General features: G+C 67.3%; 23 protein-coding genes and 4 tRNA genes. 11 read left to right on the plus strand and 16 right to left on the minus strand.

The features are described 5' to 3' along the window. The first annotated feature begins 243 nt into the window (after positions 1–243). Positions 244–981, plus strand: a complete 738-nt coding sequence (locus WFH00_RS04295) for a trimeric intracellular cation channel family protein (protein ID WP_336659739.1) — start codon at positions 244–246, stop codon at positions 979–981. A gap of 160 nt (positions 982–1141) precedes the next feature. On the opposite strand, the gene ruvC is transcribed toward WFH00_RS04295, so the two are convergent. The 7 genes from ruvC to WFH00_RS04330 all read right to left on the minus strand — a co-directional run bounded on the left by ruvC (position 1142) and on the right by WFH00_RS04330 (position 6745). After that, positions 1142–1744, minus strand: coding sequence for a crossover junction endodeoxyribonuclease RuvC (gene ruvC, locus WFH00_RS04300; RefSeq protein ID WP_336659393.1), 603 nt, complete (start codon positions 1742–1744; stop codon positions 1142–1144). Between the two features lie 46 nt (positions 1745–1790). Next, complete coding sequence (locus WFH00_RS04305) at positions 1791–2555, minus strand: YebC/PmpR family DNA-binding transcriptional regulator (protein WP_336659394.1); 765 nt, start codon at positions 2553–2555, stop codon at positions 1791–1793. 50 nt (positions 2556–2605) lie between these two features. After that, on the minus strand, positions 2606–3205 hold the full coding sequence (locus tag WFH00_RS04310; protein WP_336659396.1) for an HIT family protein: 600 nt from the start codon (positions 3203–3205) through the stop codon (positions 2606–2608). Then, entirely contained in the window at positions 3193–5163 is a 1971-nt protein-coding gene (thrS, locus tag WFH00_RS04315) for a threonine--tRNA ligase (protein ID WP_336659397.1), read from the minus strand. The genes WFH00_RS04310 and thrS overlap by 13 nt, the downstream gene beginning before the upstream one ends. Positions 5164–5243: 80 nt before the next feature. Next, positions 5244–5504 carry a PLDc N-terminal domain-containing protein gene (locus WFH00_RS04320; protein ID WP_336659398.1) on the minus strand — a complete coding sequence of 87 codons (261 nt, stop codon included), beginning with the start codon at positions 5502–5504 and terminating at the stop codon, positions 5244–5246. A gap of 30 nt (positions 5505–5534) precedes the next feature. Beyond that, a tRNA-Val gene (locus WFH00_RS04325) sits at positions 5535–5610 on the minus strand. A gap of 115 nt (positions 5611–5725) precedes the next feature. Then, positions 5726–6745, minus strand: a complete 1020-nt coding sequence (locus tag WFH00_RS04330) for a hypothetical protein (RefSeq protein ID WP_336659399.1) — start codon at positions 6743–6745, stop codon at positions 5726–5728. A gap of 164 nt (positions 6746–6909) precedes the next feature. Here WFH00_RS04330 and WFH00_RS04335 point away from each other — a divergent pair. The 4 genes from WFH00_RS04335 (at position 6910) to WFH00_RS04350 (ending at position 8285) form a co-directional block, all read left to right on the plus strand. Further along, positions 6910–6985: transfer RNA gene (locus WFH00_RS04335), tRNA-Gly, on the plus strand. A 41-nt stretch (positions 6986–7026) separates the two neighbouring features. Further along, positions 7027–7097, plus strand: a tRNA-Cys gene (locus tag WFH00_RS04340). Between the two features lie 45 nt (positions 7098–7142). Beyond that, a tRNA-Val gene (locus tag WFH00_RS04345) sits at positions 7143–7214 on the plus strand. Between the two features lie 303 nt (positions 7215–7517). Continuing rightward, complete coding sequence (locus tag WFH00_RS04350) at positions 7518–8285, plus strand: hypothetical protein (protein ID WP_336659400.1); 768 nt, start codon at positions 7518–7520, stop codon at positions 8283–8285. 280 nt (positions 8286–8565) lie between these two features. On the opposite strand, the gene WFH00_RS04355 is transcribed toward WFH00_RS04350, so the two are convergent. Then, entirely contained in the window at positions 8566–9564 is a 999-nt protein-coding gene (locus WFH00_RS04355; RefSeq protein WP_336659401.1) for a quinone oxidoreductase family protein, read from the minus strand. Between the two features lie 73 nt (positions 9565–9637). Between WFH00_RS04355 and WFH00_RS04360 the strand changes: the two genes are divergently transcribed. Further along, positions 9638–10228, plus strand: coding sequence for a TetR/AcrR family transcriptional regulator (locus WFH00_RS04360; RefSeq protein WP_336659402.1), 591 nt, complete (start codon positions 9638–9640; stop codon positions 10226–10228). A 411-nt stretch (positions 10229–10639) separates the two neighbouring features. Here the strand turns inward: WFH00_RS04360 and WFH00_RS04365 are convergent, their stop codons facing one another. Next, positions 10640–11428 carry an SDR family NAD(P)-dependent oxidoreductase gene (locus tag WFH00_RS04365; protein WP_336659403.1) on the minus strand — a complete coding sequence of 263 codons (789 nt, stop codon included), beginning with the start codon at positions 11426–11428 and terminating at the stop codon, positions 10640–10642. A gap of 186 nt (positions 11429–11614) precedes the next feature. Between WFH00_RS04365 and WFH00_RS04370 the strand changes: the two genes are divergently transcribed. Next, entirely contained in the window at positions 11615–12082 is a 468-nt protein-coding gene (locus WFH00_RS04370) for a VOC family protein (protein WP_336659404.1), read from the plus strand. Positions 12083–12231: 149 nt separating this feature from the next. Here the strand turns inward: WFH00_RS04370 and WFH00_RS04375 are convergent, their stop codons facing one another. From WFH00_RS04375 to WFH00_RS04385, 3 genes are read right to left on the minus strand one after another with little or no spacing between them, the layout of a single operon-like run. After that, positions 12232–12849, minus strand: a complete 618-nt coding sequence (locus tag WFH00_RS04375) for a hypothetical protein (RefSeq protein WP_336659405.1) — start codon at positions 12847–12849, stop codon at positions 12232–12234. 37 nt (positions 12850–12886) lie between these two features. Further along, a complete protein-coding gene (gene zapE, locus WFH00_RS04380) occupies positions 12887–13951 on the minus strand; it encodes a cell division protein ZapE (protein WP_336659407.1) in 1065 nt (354 codons plus the stop codon). A 46-nt stretch (positions 13952–13997) separates the two neighbouring features. Continuing rightward, positions 13998–15263 carry an alpha/beta hydrolase family protein gene (locus WFH00_RS04385; protein WP_336659408.1) on the minus strand — a complete coding sequence of 422 codons (1266 nt, stop codon included), beginning with the start codon at positions 15261–15263 and terminating at the stop codon, positions 13998–14000. Positions 15264–15338: 75 nt separating this feature from the next. Here WFH00_RS04385 and WFH00_RS04390 point away from each other — a divergent pair, with 75 nt between their 5' ends. The 4 genes from WFH00_RS04390 to WFH00_RS04405 all read left to right on the plus strand — a co-directional run bounded on the left by WFH00_RS04390 (position 15339) and on the right by WFH00_RS04405 (position 20630). Continuing rightward, positions 15339–15956, plus strand: coding sequence for a DUF3000 domain-containing protein (locus tag WFH00_RS04390; protein ID WP_336659740.1), 618 nt, complete (start codon positions 15339–15341; stop codon positions 15954–15956). A gap of 4 nt (positions 15957–15960) precedes the next feature. Further along, positions 15961–17151 (plus strand): HRDC domain-containing protein, encoded by a 1191-nt coding sequence (locus WFH00_RS04395; protein WP_336659409.1) that lies wholly within the window; start codon positions 15961–15963, stop codon positions 17149–17151. A gap of 116 nt (positions 17152–17267) precedes the next feature. Further along, on the plus strand, positions 17268–18470 hold the full coding sequence (locus WFH00_RS04400; RefSeq protein WP_336659410.1) for a thiolase family protein: 1203 nt from the start codon (positions 17268–17270) through the stop codon (positions 18468–18470). Between the two features lie 3 nt (positions 18471–18473). After that, on the plus strand, positions 18474–20630 hold the full coding sequence (locus WFH00_RS04405) for a 3-hydroxyacyl-CoA dehydrogenase NAD-binding domain-containing protein (RefSeq protein ID WP_336659411.1): 2157 nt from the start codon (positions 18474–18476) through the stop codon (positions 20628–20630). Positions 20631–20720: 90 nt separating this feature from the next. Here WFH00_RS04405 and dxs read toward each other — a convergent pair whose 3' ends face one another. The 4 genes from dxs to WFH00_RS04425 form a co-directional block, all read right to left on the minus strand. Beyond that, complete coding sequence (gene dxs / locus WFH00_RS04410; RefSeq protein WP_336659412.1) at positions 20721–22673, minus strand: 1-deoxy-D-xylulose-5-phosphate synthase; 1953 nt, start codon at positions 22671–22673, stop codon at positions 20721–20723. Between the two features lie 100 nt (positions 22674–22773). Further along, positions 22774–23799 carry a nitronate monooxygenase gene (locus tag WFH00_RS04415; RefSeq protein ID WP_336659413.1) on the minus strand — a complete coding sequence of 342 codons (1026 nt, stop codon included), beginning with the start codon at positions 23797–23799 and terminating at the stop codon, positions 22774–22776. Then, entirely contained in the window at positions 23796–25049 is a 1254-nt protein-coding gene (locus WFH00_RS04420) for an alpha/beta hydrolase (protein WP_336659414.1), read from the minus strand. The genes WFH00_RS04415 and WFH00_RS04420 overlap by 4 nt, the downstream gene beginning before the upstream one ends. Beyond that, positions 25036–25842 carry an N-acyl homoserine lactonase family protein gene (locus tag WFH00_RS04425; protein ID WP_336659415.1) on the minus strand — a complete coding sequence of 269 codons (807 nt, stop codon included), beginning with the start codon at positions 25840–25842 and terminating at the stop codon, positions 25036–25038. The genes WFH00_RS04420 and WFH00_RS04425 overlap by 14 nt, the downstream gene beginning before the upstream one ends. Positions 25843–25851 lie beyond the last annotated feature (9 nt).

Genomic DNA, 25851 nt, shown 5'->3' on the forward strand with positions numbered 1-25851 from the left:
AAGTATCGCGCAGGGGGCGCTCGGGTGGCCGTGGGCGGCGGTCTCGTCCGCGGACGGCTGAACGCGAGCGCCCGTCAGACAGTGGATCGCTCGTCGCGCGGGTCGATCCGCGGCGTGTCGCTCCGCACCTGGGGCTTTCGACTGCTTGATGGGCGTGGTTGCGTAGCGGGCGGCGCGCACCGCACCTGGAACGCGCTCACCCGCGTGCGCGAGAATGGTGCGGTGATCGACGAGACGTTCCGCATGCCGCTCTACGCGGACCTCGCCGCGGTGGCGGTGGGAAGCCTGCAGGGCGCGCTCTTCGCTGCGGGCTTCAAGCGCATCGACCTGCTCGGCGTCGCGATCATCGGCATCTTCTCGGGCGTGGGCGGCGGCTTTCTCCGCGATGTGTTCCTCGGCACCACGCCCGCCGCGTTCTCGAACAACTGGTACCTCATCGCCGCGACGGGCGCGGCGTTCATCGGCATGCTGCTCCAGCGATTGCTCGTGAAGGCCGACCCCGTGATCACCGCGCTCGACGCCGTCAGCATCGGCATGTTCGGGGCGATCGGCACGACGAAGGCGCTCGCGCTCGGCATGCCGGTGGTGCCCGCGCTCTTCATCGGCACGGTGTCCGCGGTGGGAGGGGGCGTGCTGCGCGACCTCATGCTCAACATTCCGATCGCGCTCATGCACGTCGGCTCGCTTTACGCAGTGGCGAGCCTCGTCGGAGTCATCGTGCTCACGGCGCTGCTCGCCTTCGGTGTGCCTGTGATCACCGCCGGCGTCGTGTGCGCGATCGTGACGGCGCTCGTGCGGCTGCTCGCCGTGCGCTTCGGGTGGAGCCTCCCCGAGCAGCGGGCGCTCAGCCGCATCCGGTTGCGTCGCCAGCGCCAGGTCGAGCAGGCGATCGAGGTGGCGCTGCAGACAGGCACCCTCACGCTGCCGATCACGCTGCCCGAAGACGAGGCGGGCGATCCCCCGCCTCGTGCCGCGGAGTAGCCGCACTTGGCACGCCCGTCGTGCAGTGGAAAGCCGCCCGTGCGGATCGATTCACGGCGTGTCGGCCCGCACGACGGGTGATCCATTGTCCGACGGGCGAGGCGGCCGACCGAGCATCGCAAGCGGCGCACCGGCGCGGGAGTGCGGCGCCAGACAGGCGCTAGTTGCGCCCGTCAGGGCCGCTGCGCCTGCGACCGAGCTTCGCCTCTGCCTCGCGCCACGCGCGCTGGGCAGGCGTCTCCCCCGTCGGTGCGCGCCCGTGAGACGAGCGGTCGGCCGATCCGCCCCGCGACACATGCCACGCGTGCGTGATCGCGAGTGCGAGCGCGTCGGCCGCGTCGGCGGGCTTCGGTGGGGCCGCGAGACCGAGGAGCCGCGTCACCATCGTCGTGACCTGCGCTTTGTCGGCGCTGCCGTAGCCCGTGACTTGGGCCTTCACCTCGTTCGGCGTGTACAACGCCACCGGGATGCCGCGGCGCTCGGCCAGGAACATCACGACGCCGCTGATCTGGGCGACGCCCATCACGCTCGGGAGGTTCTGCTGCGCGAACACGCGCTCGAGCGCGATCGCGGCGGGCTTCTCGCCGTCGAGCAGGCGCTCGATCGCGGAGCCCAGCTGGTGCAGGCGCGCCGGGAGCTCGGCGCTCGCCGGGCTCCCCAGCACCTCAACGTGCTCGAACGTCACACGCCGACCACCCGACGTCGACACCACGCCGATGCCGCAACGGGTCAGGCCGGGGTCGATACCGATGATGCGCGTCATCGATCACCGAGCCCGGCGGGCGGGCGGGTCGCCCCCGCGTGCCGGGTCACTCGTCTGCTTCGAGCTCCGCCTGCACCTCTGCGGTGAGGTCGAAGTTCGAGAACACGTTCTGCACGTCGTCGCTGTCTTCGAGCGCGTCGATGAGGCGGAAGACCTTACGTGCGGTGTCGGCGTCGACCTCGACCTTCAGGTTCGGCACGAACTCGGCGTCGGCCGAGTCGTAGTCGATCCCGGCGTCGACGAGCGCGGTGCGCGCCGCCACGAGGTCAGACGGGTCGGTGACGACCTCGAAGGTCTCACCGTTCGGCGCCGGGTTGACCTCCTCGACGCCCGCGTCGAGCACGGCCGTGAGCACGTCGTCCTCAGTCGTGCCCTCCGCGGGTACGGTGATGACACCCTTGCGCGCGAAGTTGTAGGCAACGCTCCCGGGATCCGCCAGCGAACCGCCGTTGCGACTCAGCGCGGTGCGCACCTCGGCGGCGGCGCGGTTCTTGTTGTCGGTCAGACACTCGATCATGAGCGCGACACCGTTTGGGCCGTAGCCTTCGTAGATGATCGTCGAGTACTCGACCGCGTCACCGTCGAGCCCGGCACCGCGCTTGATGGCGCGATCGATGTTGTCGCCAGGAACGGAGTTCTTCTTCGCCTTCTGCACGGCGTCGACGAGCGTCGGGTTGCCCGCGAGGTCAGCGCCACCGATGCGGGCCGCGACCTCAATGTTCTTGATGTACTTCGCGAACGCCTTGGCTCGCTTCGCGTCGATGACGGCCTTCTTGTGCTTGGTCGTCGCCCACTTGGAGTGTCCTGACACGGGAGCTCCTCTGTAATCGTGTTGGAAAAGGGATGGTTCGATGGATCAGTCTAGGGTTGCGCTGGCCATGCGGCCGCGAAGAGTTCGCGCACCTCGCCGAGCAACTGCGGCATGGCCTTCGTCTTCGCGATGATCGGGAAGAAATTCGCGTCCGACTTCCAGCGCGGCACCACGTGCTGGTGGAGATGGGCTGCGATGCCGGCGCCCGCGACTTCGCCCTGGTTCATGCCGATGTTGAAGCCGTCGCAGTGCAGCACCTCGCGGGCGACGCGCATCGCCGTCTGCGTGAGTGCGCCGATCTCGGCGACCTCGTCGTCGTTCGCCTCGTCGTAGGTCGAGATGTGACGGTACGGGCACACGAGCAGGTGGCCGCTGTTGTACGGGAACAGGTTGAGCAGCACATACGCGTGCGCTCCCCGCGCCACGATCAGCGCGTCGGCGTCGTCGCGCGCAGGCGACGCGCAGAAGGGGCAGTCGTGTTCCTGCGGCTGCGAGTGATCCGAGACGTAGACCATGCGGTGCGGCACCCACAGGCGCTGCAGCTCGTCCGTCACTCCGGTCGCCGCGCTCTCCCCGTACGGCTCGAACGACGCACCCGCGCCGCGGTCGGCAGGCGTGCCCGGATCCGCCGCGCCCGCTACTCGTCCCATGCGGTCGAGACCTGTTCGTGCGAGCGGATCGCGCGCGTGATGCGCTCGATCGCGTCCGCAACGGGCACCCCGTTCAGCTGGGTGCCGTCACGGAAGCGGAAGCTGACGGCACCGGCCGCGCGATCCTCCTCGCCCGCGATGAGCTGGAACGGGATCTTCGCCTTGGTATGCGTGCGAATCTTCTTGGGCATGCGGTCGTCGCCGTGGTCGACCTCCGCGCGCACCCCCTGCTCGCGCAGCTGGGCGATGACGCCGTCGAGGTACTCGCCGTACTGATCGGCGACGGGGATGCCGACGACCTGCACGGGCGAGAGCCACACCGGGAACGCTCCCGCATAGTGCTCGAGCAGGATCGCGAAGAAGCGCTCGACCGAACCGAGGAGTGCCCGGTGGATCATGACGGGCTGCTTGCGCGTGCCGTCGGCCGCCGCGTACTCGAGCTCGAACAGCTCGGGCTGGTTGAAGTCGAGCTGCACGGTCGAGAGCTGCCAGGTGCGGCCGATCGCGTCGCGCGCCTGAACCGAGATCTTCGGACCGTAGAAAGCCGCGCCGCCCGGGTCCGCGACGAGCTCGAGGCCCGACTCCTCGCCCACCTGGCGCAGCGTTTCGGTCGCGATCTCCCACTGCTCGTCGGTGCCGACCGACTTCTCGGGATCCCGCGTCGACAGCTCGAGATAGAAGTCGTCGAGACCGTACGCACGGAGCGTCGCGAAGACGAACTCGAGCTGACGCTTGATCTCGTCCTTCACCTGGTCGTCGGTCACGTAGATGTGCGCGTCGTCCTGCGTCAGGCCGCGCACGCGCGTGAGCCCGGAGAGCGTGCCGCTCTTCTCGTAGCGGTAGACGGTGCCGAACTCCGCGAGTCGGAGCGGGAGCTCGCGGTAGCTGCGGGCGCGGGCGCGGAAGATCAGGTTGTGGAACGGGCAGTTCATCGGCTTCAGGTAGTAGTCCTGGCCGGGCTTCACGACCTCGCCTGTCGCGGTATCCTCAACCGCATCGAGGTGCATCGCCGGGAACATGCCGTCCTTGTACCAGTTCAGGTGCTGGCTCGTCTCGAACAGCGTGCCCTTAGTGATGTGCGGGCTGTTCACGACCTCGTAGCCGTTCTTCAGCAGCTCCGAGCGCATGAACGACTCGATCTCGTGGCGGATGATGCCACCCTTCGGGTGGAACACCGCGAGACCCGAGCCGATCTCGTCGGGGAAGCTGAAGAGGTCGAGTTCCACACCGAGCTTGCGGTGGTCGCGCTTCGCCGCCTCCTCGAGCCGGGTCTGGTACGCGCGCAGCTCGTCCTTCGTGGGCCACGCCGTGCCGTAGATGCGCTGCAGCATCGGGTTCTTCTCGCTGCCGCGCCAGTACGCGCCGGCCGAGCGCATGAGCGCCCACCCGTTGCCGAGCATGCGAGTGTTCGGCACGTGCGGGCCGCGGCACAGATCCTTCCAGCAGAGCTCGCCGGTCTTCGGGTCGACGTTGTCGTAGATGGTGAGCTCGGCGCCACCGACTTCTACCTGCTCGCCGGAGTCGCCCTGATCCGCCCCGCCCTTCAGCCCGATCAGCTCGAGCTTGTACGGCTCATCCGCGAGCTCAGCCCGCGCCTCGTCCTCAGTGACGACGCGTCGCACGAAGCGCTGGCCCTGCTTGACGATCTTCTGCATCTCCTTCTCGAGCACCTTGAGATCGTCAGGAGTGAAGGGCGCGGCCGGGTCGAAGTCGTAGTAGAAGCCGTCGGTGATGGGCGGGCCGATGCCGAGCTTGGTTTCGGGGTTGACGCGCTGCACCGACTGCGCGAGCACGTGGGCCGCGGAGTGACGCAGGATCGCCAGCCCGTCCTCAGAGTCGATCGTGACGGGCTCGACCGTCGCCGTCTCCGGGATCTCCGCCGCGAGGTCGCGCAATTCGCCATCGACGCGCATCGCGACGATCGAGCGATCGGTGAAACGGGAGAAGCCATCGGCCACGGGTGAGCTCCTTCACTGTGGAGGTCGGTTCGGGCGCGTGCGAGACGCGGGATCAGCTGAGCGCCGATCACCGTTCGATCCTACTGCGTCCCTCCGACAAAGCTGCGTCGCCCGAACGCGAACCAGACGATGCCGCCGATGAGCGGGATCATCGCGATGAAGAGTATCCAGAGCGTCATTTTCGGCCAGGTGAGCTGCTTCTCGAATTTCGCGAGCGAGAGGATCGCGAGAAGTCCGAGCACCGCGTGCGTCAGGGCGGCAATCACCGGGATCACCGGAACGACATCGGCGGCGGTCAGCGCCGGCGACACGAGCGCTGCGACGCTCAGTGCGTTCGACATGCGCATCAGCCTTACGAGAGTGAGAGGAGGTGGTGGGCGATACCAGACTCGAACTGATGACCTCTTCCGTGTGAAGGAAGCGCGCTACCAACTGCGCCAATCGCCCGTGTGCAGCGAAGCGATCCTCGGGACCGATCCGTGCCAACCTCGAAAATCATACACGGCCCCCGGAGAGCGTCGGCGCGCGGGCCCGAGTCCCCCGAGATTCCGCGGCGGATCACCTACCCATCCGGGCGTGTCGTAATCGGTGCGAGCTCGCTGTCGAGCTGCTCGTCGAGTTCAGCGCTCACCTCGCTGAGTGACTGGAGATGGTCCCGCAGCTCGTTGTAATGGTCGATATCTTCGTGCAGATCGGTGAGACTCGCCTCGAGGGCGTCGCGGCGCGCCTCCAAGTCCGCCGATGTTGCAGCGAGACCATCGGGATCGTCAGCGAACTCGGCGGCGTCGAGGCGCTTCGTGAATGCGCTCGCGTCCGCATTGAACTGAGCGACGTCTTCGTCGTACTCGGCTTTTCGCCGCTCGACATCCTTCCGCAGCGATGTCATTTCGGCCTCAAGCGCCTCCGCCTGATCCTGCAGGTCGTCGAAGACCGTGTGGTAGCGATCGAACGCGTCGACCAGGGCACCGCGATCATCGAACCACTGCGCGTAGTGCTGCTCGAGCCAGTCCGGGAGCTCCTGCACCTCGGTGCCGAGCACGGAGTGCAGCTCGTTCGCGAACGCCGCGTCCGACAGGTGCTCGTAGACTTCCATGCGCTCCGCGAGCTGCGGGTTGTTCGGTGCCAGCTCGTCGTAGACATCGCGGAGGCGCGCGGACAGGAGCGCGCGGTCGCCCTCCCCCAGGCGGGCGAAGGCCGCGTGCAGCAGCTCGTGTGCCGCGGTCACCTCGACGATGCCACTCACGCGCTCGTCCCGTACGTCGAACAGGTGGATCCGATCCTTCGTGTAGCAGCCGAGCACGTGCCCCTCTTCCGAGTGATCGACGTCCGCGCACTGATCGTTGAAGTGCTGGCTGCCATCCACCGTCGGGTGCGTCGCAAGGAATATCCGATGCCCAGCGCTCGTGAGATCGAGGTCCGTCGCGAGTTCCGCGATTCGGGGGCTCGCCTCGTACCCGATGGTCGCGAAACGGTCCTTCAGCTCCTGACGGTGCATCATCGCCGTGACTGCGAGTGCGACGACGACGAGAAACGCGGCGAACCCAACCCACCGCCTCACCGTCGCCCCCGCGCCCTTGGACATGCAACCACAGTATCCGCGAGGATGCCTTGCTGGGTAGGGCTGATCACCATTCCGCCGCATGATTTCGCGGAAGTTCGGAGCGGCACGCCCGGGATGAGCGGCCTGATTTGCACCCCCGGGGGAGCTTCCCTATAGTTAAACAGGTCGCGGAAACGCGGCGAAATGCGGATGTAGCGCAGTTGGTAGCGCATCACCTTGCCAAGGTGAGGGTCGCGAGTTCGAGTCTCGTCATCCGCTCCAGTGGCCGAGCTTGCTCGGCCGCTTGTGGTAGCAACCACTACGGTGGCGTGGCCGAGAGGCGAGGCAGCGGCCTGCAAAGCCGTATACACGGGTTCGAATCCCGTCGCCACCTCGCCTGATAATTGAATAGCCTGATACTGAACTATCTGGTACTTAGGCGCGATTGGCGCAGCGGTAGCGCGCTTCCCTGACACGGAAGAGGTCACTGGTTCGATCCCAGTATCGCGCACTACAAAAGCCCCTCTTCGGAGGGGCTTTTTTCGTGTGCGCGATGCTGGGATGGAACGCAGTGACGTCGCGAGAATCGCGAACGCGATGCCTTCGCAGTGAGATTCTCGCGCTGGTTCGATCCTAAGCAGCGCAGAATTCTCTCGAACCGAGCTTTCCGTGATCGCTCAACTGAAGAAAGTTCCCACGATAATATGCAGGAGGCAGACCAGAAGGTTTTCCGGGGTCTTCTTCCGTTGAGGATCACGGAAGAGTGGGGAGATTGGCAATGTCGATGTCACGATCACGGCGCACACGGTCGGCGTTGACCGCCAGCGCAGCGATTGCCGGATCCCTGCTCGTGAGCGGGTGCGGCCTGATGCCGAGTCTTCTTGTGGACGAGGGTTCTTCGGGCGCTTTGGCCGAATCCCATGCTGCGGATGACCGCGGAAACGCAGTCGCGCAGCAGCAGTTCTTCGACAATGCGATGCTCATGGTCCCGATGGTGGCAAGCGTCGACCCTTCATCCTCCTGGGCTTCCGTCGAGCCGACAGCGTGGGACGATGCTGACCCGACGGTTCGAGAGACCGTGGTGAGTATGGGGCTCGACGCTTGCACTCGAGCGGATAGCGCGACCGAAATATCAGAACTCGAGGATCCGGCGATGACATGGCTCGCCGCCCGGTTCCTTTGCGACGAGCACCGCGAGGTCGCGGACGAGTTCCTTTCGAGCGACGCGAGTATCTCACCCACGCACACGATGGCCGATCTTTTCGAATTGGCGCTCGTGCAGGACGACGCCACGGCCACCGATCTCCTCGATGCCAATACCGTTTGCATCGGTGCGCTTGCAATCGCGTGGGAGGTCCGAGCGGGTACCACTCCGGATGTAACCTGCTGGCTTATCCGCGTGCAGTCAGTCGAAGAAACGGGTGGCGACACGGAGTACCTTTCGCTCTTCGAGCACGCTGACGACGCCCAGCAGGCGGCCACCGACGCCCGCTTCGGCGAACTTGCGGAGGCTTCTGGCGCGACACCGAACGCCCTCTCCGAATTGCTGGAAGGTGTGGAAGAGCGCGACGCTTCGGAGTAGACGGACAGGGCGAGTCTTGGCCAGCCCAACGAACGTCGGTTACGCCGTCGCGGTCGGTCTCGCTTCTTGAGGGTCCCGCACTCAAGCGCTCTCCGTTGGCTCAACCGATGTACCGTCAGCGCGAGTTGCTTCGACCTGCGCAGGATCCGCGTCCGCGCTGGAAATCATGATGTTGATATCTCGACACCTTAGTAGCGCCATAGCGAGGCCGTCCCAATTTTGCTTCGATCGGTCAGCAGGGCGCCGAGCACCGCGATTGTGCCGCGAATGGTCTTCGTCATTACTGGGTAAAACCGCCCGCTACCCGAAGAATCAGCTTGCCCGTGGTCTGTCGATCCTCCAACGCTGTAAAAGCATCCTGGACTTGAGCGATGGGGTATTCGGTCGCATCCCCTAGGTGTAGTTTCCCGGTTTCGAGCAGTTTAAACACTTCACCGGCTCTGCGCTGGATCTCTGATTTGGTGCGAATATGGTGCGCGACAGTGGGGCGAGTGAGGTACAGCGATCCGCCGGTGTTCAACCCATTCACATCAAGCGGTGGCACAGGGCCACTGGCGGCGCCGGTCACGACGAGCGTGCCGCGAATTCGCAGGGCCGCAAGGCTCCGCGAGAATGTGGTTTCTCCCACGCCGTCAAAAACGACACTGGCGCCTAAGCCGTCTGTCACCTCTTTTGTTCGGGTGTCAAAGTCGTCGTATCCGAACACATAATCTGCGCCGAGTTCTCGAATAAAACGTGATTTCTCCTTTGTGGAAGTCGTGCCGATCACGGTTGCGCCGCGCAGCTTCGCCATTTGCAAGAGGAGCCTTCCTACACCGCCAGCTGCGGCGTGGACCACAGCAACATCGCTCTTGATCACTGGATACGTCTCGTTGACGAGGTACTGAGCGGTAATCCCTTGCATGAGAGACGAAACCGCAGTCGCATCACTCAACGAATCCGGGATTACAACGGCTTTGCTCTCATCAACGGTCGTGTATTCAGCAAAGCTACCCTGCGATCCGGCCATCCAACCTACACGCTGCCCTACTGCGATGTCCGCGACGCCGTCACCACGTGCGGTCACGATCCCCATACCCTCTACGCCAGCAATGAAAGGCACCTCGCGACCAGTTCCACCGGATCGCTGCATGACGTCCAGATAGTTCACCCCTGCGAGTTCAACCCTGACGAGTACCTGGTGCGACTCGGGCTTTGGGCGATTCACTTCTTGAATCTGGAGCATGTCGGGGCCACCCGGCTCACTGACAACGACAGCATTCATGCGCAATTCCAACATGCACTCCTTTGCAACTTCCCCGGCATAAGTCGAAAGCAACTATACAGGTCAGTATAGGTGGGAGAATTCGTACATGAACGCGATAGCTTCACCATCGAGTGCCCTGACGCCCGCCGCCGAAAAGATCCTCGCCACAGCGTCAGAACTCTTTTACGCATACGGCATACACGCAGTTGGTGTTGACCGGATCGTGGCCGAGTCTGGTGTCACCAAGAAAACGTTGTACGACCGTTTTGGTTCGAAAGAGCAACTGGTGCTCGCGTATCTGAGGCGCCGTGAAGACCAGTGGCGTCTAGCGCTCAGTATCGAACTTCGCTCGCATCCGATCCCCGGCACAGAGCGCATACTCGCAGTGTTTGATGCCGCTGATACCTGGTACACCGGGCGTTCCCTGAAAGGCTGCAGCGCAGTGAATGCCCGCGCAGAAGAAGGTCCGGAGGTGCAAGAGCACCTGGTGGTGAGAGAAGTGATGGAGCAGAAACGATGGATGCTCCGTAGCTTTGTTGATCTATGCACCGAGGCGGGTATGGCGCGACCCGACGAGACGGGCAAACATCTCCTGCTCATTCTGGAGGGTGCGCTGGTGACGCTTGGCACTCACTCTTTCGAGGATCCCATGCGGGTAGCAAAAGAAGCCGCTCACATGATCCTCACCCCTCACTAACAACTGTGCGAATTCCGGCGCGAGTTCGGTCTAGAACAGCACCCTTGCCGAAAACGGTCCTTTGTGAAAGTGACAACTCAGCCTCGCGCTTCGGAACGAGCAGGATGATCTCTAGTCTCAGCAGCTCCTTCAGCAAAGTCGAGGGCCGACCAGGCAACAGAATGAGGGGCTGCGCCACCACACCATAACCTGCTGCCACGTAATCCAGGACTCGGCCGATGGCTTCTCGAACATACATCTTGGAGTGAGCACGCTTCGATATAGCGGGCGTCAGCAGTAGATTTTGCCTCATCAGAGTGGATTGAGGGCCATTCGGTCTGCTGGAGCTCGATCAGGTGATGAGGCGGAAGCGCGGGCCCAACCTGGTGCAGAAGCGCGGGCGCAACCTCGACGCGAAGCGCCAGCACAGCGTCAGCCGCGGTCCTCCATGATCGAGTTGCCCCCGTCGACAACAAGTGCCTGGCCCGTGACGTAGGAGGCGCCGGGGCTCGCGAGGAACGCGATCAGGCTCGCCACCTCGTCGGGCGTGCCGGGGCGGCCGAGCGGGGTCGCCTCCCCCATGCGGATCTCGTGCGGCGTCGACGAGCCCGTCTCGATCCAGCCGGGCGCCACCGCGTTCACGCACACCCCGTGCGGCGCGAGGTCGATCGCGGCAGCTCGGGTCAGCCCCACCGCACCGGCCTTCGCCGCGTGATACGCCACGTCGCCCGCGTATGCAGTGACGGGCCCAGATAGCGAAGAGACGTTCACGACACGCCCCGATCCGCTCGCGATCAGCGCCGGCGTAGCCGCGCGCGTGACGAACAGCATCGTGTCGAGGTTCCGCCGTAGCGCAGCACTCCACTGCGCGTCCGAGATCTCCCCGATCGCGGCGGGCTGCTCCGGGTCGCTCACTGACGTCATCCCCGCGTTGTTGACGAGCACGTCGAGTCGACCGAACGCGGACACCGCCGTGTCTACAATGCGCTTCGCCTCTCCCGGGTCCGTCAGGTCGCCGACGACCGCACGCACCTCGGCGCCCAGTGCCCGGAGCTCGGCAGCCCGATCCTCGATGCGGGCCGTCGTGGCCGCGATGACGACGCGCAGACCCGCCTCCGCGAGCGCGCGGGCCGCCGCGAAGCCGATGCCGCTCGGGCTCCCCGCCCCGGTGACGAGGGCGACGCGCGGCGCGCGGTCAGGGGCGTCGGAACTCGGGTGCATGGAGGCTCGTTTCGATGGCTCGGGAGGTGATGATGCCCGGTTTGCGCACGTCGAGCGCGAGCCGGCAGACGATCGCGGCGGATCGGCATGGCCCACGCTAGCGCACCGTTGCCGCGGCCGGTCGCGCACGGCACACTGGAACACCACACTGAAATACCACACGGCCCCCGAGCAAAGGAGCTCAACATGTCGACAACCGCATCGGACTCCCCCTACGCCGCAACGTCACCCAGCGCTGCAACGTCAGCCACCGCCGCAGCGACACCCAGCGCTGCAGCATCGCCGAGCGCCGGGACCGAGCAGCCCATCGCGACCCTCCACAGCGTCGTGCTCGACTGCCCGGATCCGGCGGCGCTCGCCGAGTTCTACCGCAAGATCCTCGGCGGCAGTGTCACGGCCGACGGCGACGACTGGGTCGACCTCGTCTCGGACGGGCCGGGAGCGCAGCTCGCCTTCCAGGAGTCGCCGGGATACATCGCACCCGTCTGGCCGGGTGACGACGGCGATCAGCAGGTCCACCTCGACGTCGCCGTCGAGGACCTCGAGGCGGCCCACAACGCGCTGCTCGCGATCGGTGCAGAGCACCTCGAGTCGCACGACACGTTCCGCGTGTACCGCGACCCGGTCGGTCATCCGTTCTGCACCGTCCGGTGAGGTACCCGCGCGATGCACCGAGCGCGAACCCCGTCGGCCACCCGTTCTGCACCGTCCGCTGAGCGCACCCGCGAGCTACGGCAGGCGCGAACCCGGAGCGAAGCGCGAATCCCGTGCGAGGCGAAGGATCCGCCCCGGCCGCAGCGACCCTACTCGGCCCGAAAGCCGTGCATGCGCGCGACCACCGCGACCGCCGCGGCGAAGCGCTGCCGCCCGAGCACGTGACCCTCGCGGCGCATGCCGTCGTTCGAGACGCGCAGCACCCGCTCCGGCGAGAGGAAGCTCTCGCGCCCCTGCGAGTCCCACGCACCCGACCCGACGGAGACGAAGCCCGCGTGCTCCTTCGTACTGAGCGCGCAGCCCGCAACGGCTTCGTCGTCGATCCGCGCGATGATGAGCACCGGCCGGTCCTTGCCGCGGCCGTCGTGCTCCTCATACGGCACCCACGTCCAGACGACCTCACCGGGGTCGGGGTCGCCGTCAGTGCTCGGGCTGTAACTCGGGCGCAGCGAGCGGATCTCGGCGGCCGTGAGATCGCGCGTCGCCGCCGGTCCGAAGCGGCCTGGGCTCTCAGTGCCCTCGAGGCGCTCGGGCGCGTCGACGCGCGGAAGCGCGACCCGACCGCGATCCGCCGCCCCGCCGGAGCGACGCGCGTGACCGCCGCCGCTCTGCCGCGGATCCTGACCGCCGCGCAGCGACGAGGCCACGGATCGGGCGACCCCGCCGAGCAGGCGCGCCCAGGCGGGGGCGGATCGCCGAGCGCTCACCACGCACCCCGCCGAGGGGCAGCCTCGCCGCCGAACACTACCGCTCGATCTCGCTCGCGGTCAGCGCGTTCAGGCGCGACATGCAGCGGAGGTACTTCTTGCGGTAGCCGCCGTCGAGCATGCCGCCGCCGAAGATCGACGTGAGCGGGGTGCCGGTCGCGCGGATCGGGATCTGGGCATCGTAGACGCGGTCGATGAACGCGACGAAGCGAAGCGCCGACGACTGGTCCGTGAGTTCGTGCACGTCGCGGAGGCCAATGCACTGCACACCCGAGAGCAGGCCGCTGTAGCTCGAGGGGTGCACGGTCGCGAGGTGCTCGATGAGTTCGGAGAATCCGTCGTCGGTCATGCGCTCGTGCGAAGATGCGACATCCGCCAGTGCGAAAAGGTACTGGTCGTCGCTGAGGGCGACCGCTTCGCCCTCGAGATCGCGCTGGCGGTAGTCAACACCATCGATGCGGATCGTCTGGAAGCGGTCAGCCATCGCCTGAATCTCGCGCAGGAAGTCCGCCGCTGCGAACCGCCCCTCGCCGAGAGCATTCGGCGGCGTGTTCGAGGTCGCGACGAACTTCGTGCCTGAGGCGGTGAGGTCGCCGATCAACCGCGTCATCAGCATCGTGTCGCCTGGATCGTCGAGCTCGAACTCGTCGATGCAGATGAGGCGCGCGCCCTGGAGCACGCTCACGGCGCCGTTATAGCCAAGCGCGCCGACGAGTGCGGTGTATTCGATGAACGTGCCGAAGTACTTGCGCCCGGTCGTCGCGTGCCAGGTCGCGGCGAGCAGGTGTGTCTTGCCGACGCCGAAGCCGCCGTCGAGGTAGACGCCCGGCTTTGTCGGCGTGTTCGCCGCGGGGTCGGGGCTCTTCTTGCGGCCGAAGCCGAAGAGGCCACCGCGAGACACCGTCGGTGCGGGGGCCGCGAAGGCGCGCAGCAGTTCACGCGCCTCTTCCTGCGAGGGGTAGTTCGGGTCGGGCCGGTACGAGTCGAACGACGCGCGGTCGAACTGCGGCGGGGGCACGAGCGTCGCAACGAGCTCGGTGCCGGTGATCGTGGGCCGCCGGTCGACGAGACGGGCGCTGCTGTGCTGGGAGTCTGAGGACATCAGCGGTAGTCTACCCGCGCGCGACCGCGCGCCGCGAAGCACGCGACTATCCGCGCCAGGGCGGGTGCGGCAGCGCTCGAGCGAAGGTGCGCGTCGCCCGCTCCCAGCGTTCGCGATCGACGTTCCAGATGCGCACGTGCTCGGCGGTCGGGTGCAGGCGAAGGTGCACGAGATCGGGGCGCAGCGCCGCGAGCCGTTCGGCCCCCGTCGAGGGCACGTACGTGTCGCCGCGACTCGCGTGGATCAGCACGGGCACGTCGAGCGCACGGGCGAATGTTTCGGGGTGCAGCTCGCCGATCGGCAACCCGCCGGCCTCCCCGCCCCGCACCCACCCTCGAGTGAGCAGGCTCACGCCGAGCCGCGCGATGGCATCGGGCGCCGAGGCCGCGGCTGCGTGGTAGCGGAGGAGCGCGTCCCAGTCGACGGCGGGAGAATCGAGGATCAGGCCATCGATCACGCCTCGATGCGTGCCGCGCGTCGCCGCAACGAGGCAGGCGGTGCCGCCCATCGACCACCCCACCAGGGTGGCGCGCTCCGCCCCGCGCCGCAGCGCCTCCGCGATCGCCGCGTCCACGTCCCGGCTTTCAGAGAAGCCGACGCCATAGCGGCCGCCCTCCCCGGAAGGCGCGCCGGGATCGTTGCGATAACTGATCACGAGGCTCGTCACCCCACTCCGCGCGAGCGAACTCACGCCCCGCAGCGTCTCCGCGGGAAGCGCACCGCGCCCGTGCACGTGCACGGCCCAGCGGTGCTTCCGGCGCCTGCGCGGGGAGATGATCCACGCCTCGGCCTCCCCGAGCTCGGTCGGGTAGGTGATGTGCTCGGTGCGGTACCCGAGCTCCTCGGGCTCGGTGTACCACCACCCCGTGATGCGGGCGCGTGCGCCGGGTTGCAGATCGCCGCGTTCGACCGAGACGAGCTCGCGCAGCGTCACGTCGCCGCGGTGCTTCAGCACTTCGCCGATCCTCGCGTGCCCGGCGGTGCCGTCGAACAGCAGAGAGAACTGACCCGGCAGGTCGGCGTCGACGCCGCGCAGTCGGATGGTGCCGAGTGCGCGCTGCGATCCGCCCCCGCTGTTCTTCGAACGACGTTTCGCGCCGTCGCGCGTGACCTCGAGCACCTCGAGCGGGTTCTCGGGTACCGCCGTCGGCGTCACCGCGCGCCGCGCCAGCGCCACACCTCCGAGCGTGGCCGCCGCTGCGCCGACCGCCGCCGCGCCCGTGAGCGCGCTCACGCCCGCAGCCCACGCGATCCGGCGCCCGGCTCCCCCGTCGCGCGTCGACCTTCGGCTCCCCTGCGGCATCTGCGCCATTCCCTCCTGCGTTCGCGCGTTCCCCGGCGTGGCACCTGTGCGTCACGTACAACAAACTCTAGTGTCGCCTGTGTGATGGCACGCATCAAGGGCGCCCCGGTCGATTTCGACGCGGCAGCAGCGCAGCTCCGAGGCGCTCGGTTGCGCAACGAGCTCGTCTCTCAGGAGATTCCGGCGCCTGAGCGGATCGCGCCGCGGTCGATCGCTCTCGCCGCCGGAGTCGCTCGCGGGGCGCAACGCGACGATGGCGACGACATGGCGACCGATTCACCTTACGGAGCGGGGCGGATCGTGCTGATGCACGACCCCGATGCGGTCGAGGAGTGGGGCGGCGAGTATCGGATCGTGTGCTTCGCGCAGGCGCCGCTCGAGCTCGAGATCGGCGTTGACCCGTTCATCACCGATGTCGCGTGGTCGTGGCTCGTCGATGCGCTCGACTCGCGCGACGCCCAATACACGTATCTCTCCGCGACGGCGACGAAGACCCTGTCGAGCAGCTACGGTGCCCTCGAAGCGCGCGGTGATTCCGCGCAGATCGAACTGCGAGCCTCGTGGACTCCGCACGGCCCCGATTTCAGCGCGCACGCGGAGGTGTGGTCCGAGCTGCTGTGCCTCCTGGCCGGTCTGCCCCATGCGGAGGGAATAGACTCCATCGCGGCGCGACGCTCGCGTCAGGCTGCAGAAGGGGCATAACCGCATGACGATCTCCCAGTCGGAGCTCGAAGTCCACTGGAACATGGTCGTCGACCCGGAGGGGCTCTCCGCCGCGGCCGCAGCTCTGGCCGCAGGCGAGGGTCCGGTCGGGATCGACGCCGAGCGGGCATCCGGCTTCCGCTACGGCTCGGAGGCCTACCTCGTGCAGGTGTTCCGCCGCGGTGCCGGGACTTTCCTGATCGACCCGATCGGGATCGCCGACTTCATGCCGCTGCAGCGCGCTATCGCGGCGGCCGAGTGGGTCTTCCACGCGGCGTCCCAGGATCTGCCGTGCCTCGCCGCGATCGGCCTCGTGCCGGAGCGGATCTTCGACACGGAACTCGCCGCCCGGCTGCTCGGGTACGAGCGGGTGGGCCTCGGAACGATCGTCGAGTCGACGCTCGGCATCACGCTCGAGAAAGCACACTCCGCCGCCGACTGGTCGCAGCGGCCCCTGCCCGAGTCGTGGCTCGAGTACGCAGCGTTCGACGTCGCGCTGCTCCCGGATCTGCGAGACGTGATCGCGGCCGAGCTCGACGAGCAGGAGAAGGCGGAGTTCGCGCGGCAGGAGTTCGAAGCGGTGCGCCTCCGGCCGGAGAAGCCCCGAGCCAAGGATCCCTGGCGGCGCCTCTCCGGGGGTCACGTGATCAAGACGCCGCGCGCCCTCGCGATCGCGCGTGAGCTGTGGCTCGTCCGCGATGCGCTGGCGCGCGAGCGGGATGTCGCCCCCGGTCGGCTGATCCCGGACGTCTCGATCGTCGCCGCCGCCGTCGCGAACCCTCGCTCCGCGGGCGACCTCGCGCGCATGGCGACCTTCCGCGGGAGGGCGAGCCGCACCGAGCTCAATCGCTGGTGGGCCGCGATCCTTCGCGGTAAGACGACCGACGATCTCCCCGGGCAGAAGGAGCGCGATCCCGATTCCATTCCGCATCATCGCGGGTGGGCGCAGCGGCATCCCGAAGCGGCGGCTCGTCTGGAAGCGGCGCGCCCCGCGATCGAGGCGGAGGCGAACGAGCGGCGGATCCCGCTCGAGAATCTGCTGACTCCCGACACCCTGCGCAGGATCGCCTATCGCCCTCCGAGTGATCGCTCTGCAGAGGGCATCGCACTCCGTCTCACCGAACTCGGCGCGCGCAACTGGCAGGTTGGCATTACTGCACCAATCATCGCCGAGGCTTTTGTAGACCTCGCATAACTCGGCGCCGGAAGATCCGCGTGATCTCCGTGGATGCGCGCGCGGACGGTTCCCGCTGACACTCCGTCTCTCTAGGATAGATGAGGACGCAGATCACCAATGCTGATGGAGGCGAAGTGGCCGCAATGAGAGACGTCGTGTTCGTAGACGGGGTGCGTACCCCGTTCGGTCGAGCCGGCGACAAGGGAATGTACGCAGGAACTCGAGCCGACGACCTCGCGGTCAAGGCGCTGCAGGGACTCATCGAGCGCAACCCCGAGCTCCCGCTCGATCGCATCGATGACGTGGGAATCGCCGCGACGACGCAGCAAGGCGATCAGGGGCTGACGCTCGGCCGCACTGTGTCGATGCTCGCGGGAATCCCGGTGACGGTGCCGGGCTTCGCCCTCGACCGCATGTGCGCGGGCGCGCTCACGGTCGCATCCTTCATGGGTGCCGCGATCGGCGCAGGGCAGTACGACATCGCGGTCGCCGGCGGCGTCGAGCACATGGGGCGGCACCCGATCGGCCTCGATGCCGACCCGAACCCGCGGTTCGTCGCCGAGAAGCTCGTGAGCCCGGACGCACTCAACATGGGCATCACCGCTGAGCGCCTGCACGACCGCTTCCCCGCCCTCACAAAGGAGCGCGCCGATCGCTTCGGCATGCGCAGCCAGCAGAAGGTGCAGGAGGCCTACGACCGCGGCGACATCCAGGCGGATCTCATTCCGGTCGCGACGCGCACCGCGTCGGGCTGGGGGCTCGCTACGGAGGACGAGGGCCGCCGCCCCGGCACCACAATGGAGGCGCTCGCGACGCTGAAGACGCCGTTCCGCCCGCACGGGCGCGTGACGGCGGGCAACGCTTCGCCGCTCACCGACGGTGCGACCGTGTCGCTGCTCGCAGGCGCCGACACCGCGAAGGAGTTGGGGCTCAGCGCGAAGATGCGCCTCGTCGGCTTCGGCTTCGCCGGCGTCGAGCCCGAGGTCATGGGCCTCGGCCCGGTGCCATCGACGGAGAAGGCGCTGAAGCGCGCCGGCCTCACGATCGACGACATCGGCCTCTTCGAGCTCAACGAGGCGTTCGCGGTGCAGGTGCTCTCGTTCACCGACCACTTCGGCATCGACGACGAGGATCCCCGAGTGAACCCGTGGGGCGGTGCGATCGCGTTCGGGCACCCGCTCGCGGCCTCGGGCGTGCGTCTCATGACGCAGCTCGCGCGCCAGTTCTCGCAGCGGCCCGACGTGCGCTACGGCGTCACGGCGATGTGCGTGGGCCTCGGCCAGGGCGGCACGGCAATCTGGGAGAACCCGCATTTCGACGGCAAGAAGAGGAAGTAGGCCATGACCGACTACCGCAGCATCGATTTCTCACCGCTCATCGAGGCGTCTGAAGACGAGGTCGTCACCGAGGCCTTCGCGCGCGACATCGCGCTCCCCTCGGGCGGCACGCTCGCGCTCATCACGCTCGATAACGGGCGGGATCACACGAGGCCGAACACCCTGGGCCCTCGCAGTCTGGAGGCGCTCTCCGGCGTGCTCGACGAGTTGCAGCAACGCGCCGCCGCGGGCGAGATCACCGCCGTCGCCGTGACAGGCAAGCCCTTCATCTTCGCGGCGGGCGCGGACCTGTCGAAGGTGTCGTCGCTGGCGACGGAGCAGAACGCGCGACTCATGGCGCAGTACGGGCACTTCGTGCTCGGCAAGTTCGGGCAGCTCGGCGTGCCATCGTTCGCGTTCGTGAACGGCCTCGCGCTCGGCGGCGCGATGGAGATCGCACTGCACTGCACCTACCGCACCGTCGATGCGTCGGCCGCGGCGCTCGCGTTCCCCGAGGTCTTCCTCGGCATCATTCCCGGCTGGGGCGGAGCCACCATCGTGCCGAACCTCATCGGCATCGAGAACGCGCTCGAGGTCATCGTCTCGAACCCGCTCAAGAACAACCGCACGCTGAAGCCCCAGCAGGCCTTCGAACTGGGGCTCTTCGACGCGATCTTCGGTGCTGCGAGCTTCCTGGAGCGCTCGATCCAGTGGGCTGACGGTGTGCTTCAGGGCTCGGTCGCGGTCGAACGCCCGCACGTGCCCGGCAAGCTCGAGCGCCTGACGAAGTGGCCGGCAGCGATCAAGATCGCGCGGGAGACCTTGAAGTCGCGCATCGGCACGGCGGCGCGTGCCCCGTATGTCGCGCTCGAACTGCTGGGATCTGCGCGCGACAACGACATGGTGCGCGGGTTCGAGCGCGAAGATGACGCGCTCGCCGAGTTGATCTCGGGCGACCAGTTCGCTGCGTCGATCTATGCTTTCGACCTCGTGCAGAAGCGCGCGAAGCGACCTGCGGGCGCGCCCGACAAGTCGCTCGCCAAGCCGGTGCAGAAGGTCGGCGTGATCGGCGCCGGACTCATGGCGAGCCAGTTCGCGCTGCTGTTCGCGCGCAAGCTGCGCGTGCCGGTGCTCATCACCGACCTCGACCAGTCGCGCGTCGACAAGGGCCTCGACTACATCCGCGGTGAGATTGCGAAGATGCGTGACAAGGGTCGTCTGAGCGAAGACGATGCGAATCAGATCACCGCGCTGGTCAGGGGCACGACGGACAAGACCGAGTACGCCGACTGCGACTGGGTCATCGAGGCCGTGTTCGAGGAGCTCGGCGTGAAGCAGCAGGTGTTCGCGGAGATCGAGCCGATCATCTCGGAGACCGCGGTGCTCGCGACGAACACCTCCTCGCTCTCCGTCGACGAGATCGGCGAGAAGCTCGCTCACCCCGAGCGGCTCGTCGGGTTCCACTTCTTCAACCCCGTCGCCGTGATGCCGCTCATCGAGGTGGTGCGCACGGGACCGACCGACGACGAGACGCTCGCGACCGCGATGCTCATCGCGAAGAAGCTCGGCAAGAGCGCGGTTATCACTGCGGATCGCCCCGGTTTCGTCGTGAACCGCCTGCTCGCGAAGGTGATGGGCGAAGCGGCTCGCGCGCTCGACGAGGGCACGCCGATGCCGGTCGTCGAGCGGTCGCTGGCGCCGATCGGGCTTCCCATGGGTCCGTTCGAGCTCATCGATCTGGTCGGCTGGAAGGTCGCGGCGCACGTGCAGGACACCATGGTTCACGCCTTCCCGGATCGCTTCTACGCCTCCGAGAATCTGCACCGCCTCGCTGAGGTCGACGGGCCGCTCACCAAGTCGAAGTCGGGCAAGGTCGAGGATCTGTCGAAGGCTGGCCGCAAGGCCGTGACCCTGGGCAAGACGGCGGTCACCGAGGAGGAGATCCTGCGTCGCGTGGAGGACGAGCTCGCCCGCGAAATCCGGATCATGCTCGACGACTCGGATCCCGAGGGTGGAGTCGTGGCCGCAGCCGAGGACATCGACCTCTGCCTGATTCTGGGCGCCGGTTGGCCGTTCCAGGCGGGCGGGGCGACGCCGTACCTCGACCGCTCCGGCGCGAGCGAGCGCGTCTTCGGTGGTACGTTCCACGAGCCGCGCGTGGCGGGCCGCCGCTCCGAGTAGCTCCGCTTCGCACCGAGCACCTTTGGGCGCCCGACGCACACGTTCTCCGGATCGTGCACACCGGGCGCCCAATTGGTGTCGGAGACGCGGTTACGCCTGAGAGCGCGCGGTGGGTCGGGCGAAGGGGATCCGCCGCCCTCTGACCTGCTCGGTGACCGTCGCCGCGATCTGAGGCGCCGTGAGGCCCGCGTCGGCGAGGAGCTCGGAGCGCGAGGCGTGATCCGGAAACGCGTCGGGCGTGCCCAGCTCGCTGACGGGCGTGTCGACCCCCGCGTCGCGGAAGGCCTGGCGCATGCGGGTGCCGACGCCGCCGACACGGATGCCGTCCTCGATCGTGATGACGAGGCGGTGATCGCGAGCGGCGGAGACGAGCGACTCGGCGACCGGCACGACCCATCTGGGGTCGAGCACCGTGGCCGTGATGCCCTCCGCCTCGAGCAGCTCGGCGGCCTCGAGCGCGACCTGCACCATCGGCCCGACCGCGATGAAGAGGACGTCGCCGTGGCCCGTCGGGGCGGCGGATCCGCCCGCAGCGCGAAGCACGTCCACGCCGTCCGCGGTGCGCGCGAGTGCGGGGAGCGCCTCCCCCACCGCGCCCTTCGGATACCGGATCACCGTCGGGCCGTCATCGATCGCGACGGCCTCGCCGAGGAGCTCCTCGAGGGTTGCCGCGTCACGGGGCGCGGCGATCCGGATGCCCGGAACGACCTGGAGCGTGGCGAGATCCCAGACTCCGTTGTGGCTCGCCCCGTCGGGGCCGGTGATGCCCGCGCGATCGAGGACGAAGGTGACGCCCGCCCGGTGCAGCGCGACGTCCATCAGGAGCTGGTCGAACGCGCGATTCATGAAGGTCGCGTACACGGCAACGACGGGGTGCATGCCACCGTAGGCGAGTCCCGCGGCGCTCGCCACCGCGTGCTGCTCGGCGATGCCGACGTCGATGACCCGGCCGGGGTGGAGCGCCGCGAGACGGTCGAGGCCGGTCGGGGCGAGCATCGCGGCGGTGATCCCGACGATGCGTTCGTCTGCCTCGGCGAGTTCGACAATGCGATCCCGGAACACCGAGGTCCAACTGCGGCCGCGGGAGGCCTCGAGCGGCTCGCCGCTGCCCGGATCGATCTGGCCGATCGCGTGGAACTGGTCGGCGAGGTCGTTCTCCGCGAGTGCGTAGCCGCGACCCTTCTCCGTGATGACGTGCACGAGGGTCGGGCGGCCGTAGCCCTTCGCCTGCCGCAGCACCTCCTCTACCGCGGCCAGGTCGTGGCCGTCGACGGGGCCGAGGTACTTGATGTCGAGGTTCGAGTAGAGATCCTGGTTGTTCGAGGCGCGACTCACGAAGCCGCGCATGGCGCCTCGCGCGGCGCGGTAGACGGTGCGACCCGGTGTGCCCAGGCGCGAGAACAGCTTCTCGCTGCCCTCCTGGAGCTCGCGATACGCCTCTTTCGAGCGGACCGAGTTCAAGAAGCGCGCCATGCCGCCGATGGTCGGGGCGTAGGAACGGCCATTGTCGTTCACCACGAGCACGAGGTCGCGGTCGTTGTCGTCGGTGATGTTGTTCAGGGCTTCCCAGGTCATGCCGCCCGTGAGCGCGCCGTCGCCGACGACCGCGACGACGTGGCGGTGCTGCTGGGAGGGGTCGCTCTGGGCGCGGCGTGCGAACGCCCGGGAGATGCCGTCGGCCCAGCTCAGCGAGCTTGAGGCGTGCGAGCTCTCCACGATGTCGTGCTCCGACTCGGCGCGCTGCGGGTAGCCGGCGAGCCCGCCCCGGGTGCGGAGCGCCGAGAAATCTTTGCGTCCGGTGAGGAGCTTGTGGACGTAGCTCTGGTGGCCCGTGTCGAAGACGATCGGGTCTCGCGGCGAGTCGAATACCCGGTGGAGCGCAATCGTGAGTTCGACGACGCCGAGGTTCGGGCCCAGGTGCCCTCCGGTGCGCGTCACGGCCTCGATGAGGAACTCGCGAATCTCCGCGGCGAGTTCGCTACACTCCTCCGGCGTTAGCGCATCGAGATCACGGGGGCCTTCGATGCGATCCAGGATCGCCACGCGTGGACCTCCGTTTCCGTCCGCCCGGGCGAGCGGAGCATCTCCTTAGTCTAGCCACGGGGCATCGGCGGATCCGCGGAGCGTATGCGTCGTCCTCCGGTCAGAGTGAACTTGCGAGCCAGCGAAGCGTGTCCGCGACCGCTCCATCGCGGGCCGCGCGATACCCGGTACCCGCCCACAGGTGCACTCGGTCGCGATCGCCCGCCGCAGCCGCGCGACTGCGGAGCTCGCGCGTGAGGTGGTGCACGGCAGGATAGGCCGTGATCTCGTGACGCTCGTGCCGGCTCACGAAGCCGTTGCGAATCGCTCGCGCCGGCCTCCCGGTGAACGCCCGCGTGATCGCGGTGTCCGGCGAATGCGGATCAGCGAGCGCCTCACGGTGCACATCCTTAGTGCCCGCCTCATCGCTTCGCAGCAGCAACGTTCCGACCTGAACGGATGTCGCCCCTGCGCTCAAGAGCGCCTGCACGGCGGCGGGCCCGTCAACTCCGCCCGCAGCGATAAGCGGGAGCTGCGTGACCGCTCCCACCGCCGCGACCACGTCAGCGGTCCGCGCATCCGCGATACCGCGATGCGGATCCCACGCGCCGGAATGCCCGCCGGCCCGCGGCCCCTGCACGATGAGAGCGTCGACGCCGGCTTCACCCGCGGCCTGAGCCTCAGCGGCGTTGGTCACCGTGGCGACGACCGCTGAGCCTGCCCGCTGGAGTCGAACGATGTCCGCGGTTGGCGCGAGCCCGAAGGTGAACGACACCAGCGGCACCGGATCCTTGCAAAGAAGATCCACCTTCTCATCCCACCCGTCGTCATCGCTGCGGGGATGCGGATCGAGCTCCAAGCCGTAGGCTGCCGCTTCATCAGAGATCTCGCGAGCGAACTGCGCGAACCCCTCGGAGTCGACAGCCGATTCGTCGGGGACGAAGAGATTCACTCCGAAGTGCTCGAGGCCTCGACCGCGCACCTCCCCTATCTGACTCGCGAGCGCATCGGCGGAAAGATACCCACCGGCGACCATGCCGAGTGCACCGGTGCGAGCCGCGGATTCGACGAGCGCCACCGTGGTGGTTCCTCCGGCCATGGGTGCGGCGACGAGCGGAAGCGCGGTTTGCAGAAGTGACTCGTTCATAGTGATCCCCCCTCCGCACCAGCTTGCACGCGCTCGAGAGCCGCTTCAAGGTGCCGGGCGAAGATCGGCGGGTTCTCCGCGTGCGGAAAATGACCGAGTTCCGGCATCGTGCGGAACGAAGCATTCGGAATTCGACGGGCAAGCTCTTCGGACGCCGAGCTCGGAACGCTCGTGTCGAACACACCGCTGAGTATCGCGATGTGCGGCAGCTCGGGAGTGAGCTTCGTCTGCACGCTGTCGACGTTCCAGCTCAAATACGAGTCGATGTCGGCGGCGTAGAGTCCGTGCCCGCCGGAAGAGTACCCCCACCACACGCGCTGCTTGAACGGTTCGGGTGAGGCCGGATTCATGAGCCCGTAGGTCCACTCCGGAATGAAGAGGGCCGGGTTGACGCGGGTGCCTCGGAGATGCTCGTTCGCTCGCGCGGTGACCGACGGCCCGGCCTGACAACCGACGGCACCCGCAAATCGCTTCGGGTGTGTTGCGATGGCGTGCACGACGGCGGCGCCGCCCATGGACACCCCCACGAGTATGGGAGCTTCCAGTTCGAGAGCGTCGGCGACGGCGACTAGGAACTCGGTGTAACGGTCGGGTGTGAGGCGATAGCTGCCCACCGGTTGATCCCATGCGGGCGATGTGCGTCCGTGCCAGGGCAGGTCGACCGTGATGAGCTCGTATCGATCCGTGAGGTCGGTGTGCGTCATGATGCCGTGCCACTGCGACGTCTGGCTCCCCGCTGTCGCGCAGGCGAGCAGCTGCGGGCCCGATCCTTGACGCTCGACATACACGTCGGTCACGCCGAGCGATGTTTCAATGCGGTGGTAGCTCCCGGTTGCGGTGAGCGGACGGCCGAGGGGCGCGGTGGATCTCGCTTCGCGAATCGCGTCGACGAATGCTCGCACGATCTGCACGTGCCGGTCGTAGGCGAGTTGCTCCCCCGAGAGCTTCACGAGGCCCTGCCTGACGAGAGTGACCACACTGTGCTCGCCGGCGGGCGGCTCGTCGTCGGTGAGGCCCTCCCATACGTCATCAGCCGCAGTCAGCGTGAAATCGCAATCGAGGCCGTGGGAGTCCTTCGAAAGACTGACTTCTCCGGAATCCACCCGGAGGCCGACGTCGAATGAATCGCCGATGAGTCGGAATGCGACCGACGCGCCGCGCGAGATCGCGGCGACCGCCGCATCGTTCGCCGCCGCCTCGGCACGGCGCGACAGGCGGGTCGCAGGAGTTCGAACTTTACCTTCTGTCATCAGAGCCTCCAATTTTGACCGCGTGCTCGGAGAGCGGCCCCTCGAGCGGAATAAAACGACCCAGCTCGGCTTCATCGTGACCGGTCACCACAATGAGGTCTTCCTGTTCACGAATCCAATCGAGAGTTCGATAGGACTGCGGGAGGTCAGCCATGGACGCGAAGAGCATGTCCCGTTCCAGTTCCTCGTGGAAGTGCGCGGCGTCCGAGGCGAGCAACACGCGGCCCGCCCGCGTGTTCACGAGCACGACAAGCTGGCCGGGCGTGTGCCCACCCACTTCGATGAGTTCGACCCCGGGGGCGAGTTCCAGTCGGCCGCTGAATTCCCGCAGTCGCCCGTCAGCGCGAGCAGCGACCAGGTGCGCGACCTCATCTTGATCGCCGAAGTGCGAGAAGAGCGTTCGGGGCGCGAGGTCACTGGTCCAAAACTCGAACTCAGACGCGGCGATATAGATCGGCGAGCGGTCGAAGGCCGCGACGTTGCCGATGTGGTCGTAGTGCGCGTGGGTCACTACGACCGGGTTCCCGTCGGAGGCGCTGCACCCCAAGTGAGCGAGCGCCTCCAACGGATCGATGAGAACGGTGCGCCCTCGCTTGCGCGCGCCCGCCGTCGAGTACCCGGTGTCGACGTGAATCACCTGGTCACCGTTGCGAAGTATCCAGAGGTAGTAGGCGGTGGTGTGTTCGCCATCGGGTTCGCCATAGAAGCCGTAGCTCATGTACGCCTCACTCCGCGTCGCATGGCGGATGCCGTGGCGAATGACGGTGATCTCCCAGGAGTCAGACGAGGTCATGCGCGGCCC

Source organism: Leucobacter sp. USHLN153 (assembly GCF_037145615.1).
GTDB lineage: Bacteria > Actinomycetota > Actinomycetes > Actinomycetales > Microbacteriaceae > Leucobacter.

Bases quoted from the DNA above. Each gene is read 5' to 3' on its own strand.
- WFH00_RS04420 (WP_336659414.1), bottom strand. From the start codon at position 25,049: ATGACAGAAGGTAAAGTTCGAACTCCTGCGACCCGCCTGTCGCGCCGT.
- WFH00_RS04360 (WP_336659402.1), top strand. From the start codon at position 9,638: ATGAACGCGATAGCTTCACCATCGAGTGCCCTGACGCCCGCCGCCGAA.
- WFH00_RS04425 (WP_336659415.1), bottom strand. From the start codon at position 25,842: ATGACCTCGTCTGACTCCTGGGAGATCACCGTCATTCGCCACGGCATC.
- WFH00_RS04390 (WP_336659740.1), top strand. From the start codon at position 15,339: ATGGCACGCATCAAGGGCGCCCCGGTCGATTTCGACGCGGCAGCAGCG.
- WFH00_RS04415 (WP_336659413.1), bottom strand. From the start codon at position 23,799: ATGAACGAGTCACTTCTGCAAACCGCGCTTCCGCTCGTCGCCGCACCC.
- WFH00_RS04320 (WP_336659398.1), bottom strand. From the start codon at position 5,504: ATGTCGAACGCACTGAGCGTCGCAGCGCTCGTGTCGCCGGCGCTGACC.
- WFH00_RS04395 (WP_336659409.1), top strand. From the start codon at position 15,961: ATGACGATCTCCCAGTCGGAGCTCGAAGTCCACTGGAACATGGTCGTC.
- ruvC (WP_336659393.1), bottom strand. From the start codon at position 1,744: ATGACGCGCATCATCGGTATCGACCCCGGCCTGACCCGTTGCGGCATC.
- WFH00_RS04295 (WP_336659739.1), top strand. From the start codon at position 244: ATGCCGCTCTACGCGGACCTCGCCGCGGTGGCGGTGGGAAGCCTGCAG.
- WFH00_RS04310 (WP_336659396.1), bottom strand. From the start codon at position 3,205: ATGGGACGAGTAGCGGGCGCGGCGGATCCGGGCACGCCTGCCGACCGC.
- WFH00_RS04385 (WP_336659408.1), bottom strand. From the start codon at position 15,263: ATGGCGCAGATGCCGCAGGGGAGCCGAAGGTCGACGCGCGACGGGGGA.
- WFH00_RS04365 (WP_336659403.1), bottom strand. From the start codon at position 11,428: ATGCACCCGAGTTCCGACGCCCCTGACCGCGCGCCGCGCGTCGCCCTC.
- zapE (WP_336659407.1), bottom strand. From the start codon at position 13,951: ATGTCCTCAGACTCCCAGCACAGCAGCGCCCGTCTCGTCGACCGGCGG.
- WFH00_RS04355 (WP_336659401.1), bottom strand. From the start codon at position 9,564: ATGTTGGAATTGCGCATGAATGCTGTCGTTGTCAGTGAGCCGGGTGGC.
- WFH00_RS04405 (WP_336659411.1), top strand. From the start codon at position 18,474: ATGACCGACTACCGCAGCATCGATTTCTCACCGCTCATCGAGGCGTCT.
- WFH00_RS04370 (WP_336659404.1), top strand. From the start codon at position 11,615: ATGTCGACAACCGCATCGGACTCCCCCTACGCCGCAACGTCACCCAGC.
- WFH00_RS04330 (WP_336659399.1), bottom strand. From the start codon at position 6,745: ATGTCCAAGGGCGCGGGGGCGACGGTGAGGCGGTGGGTTGGGTTCGCC.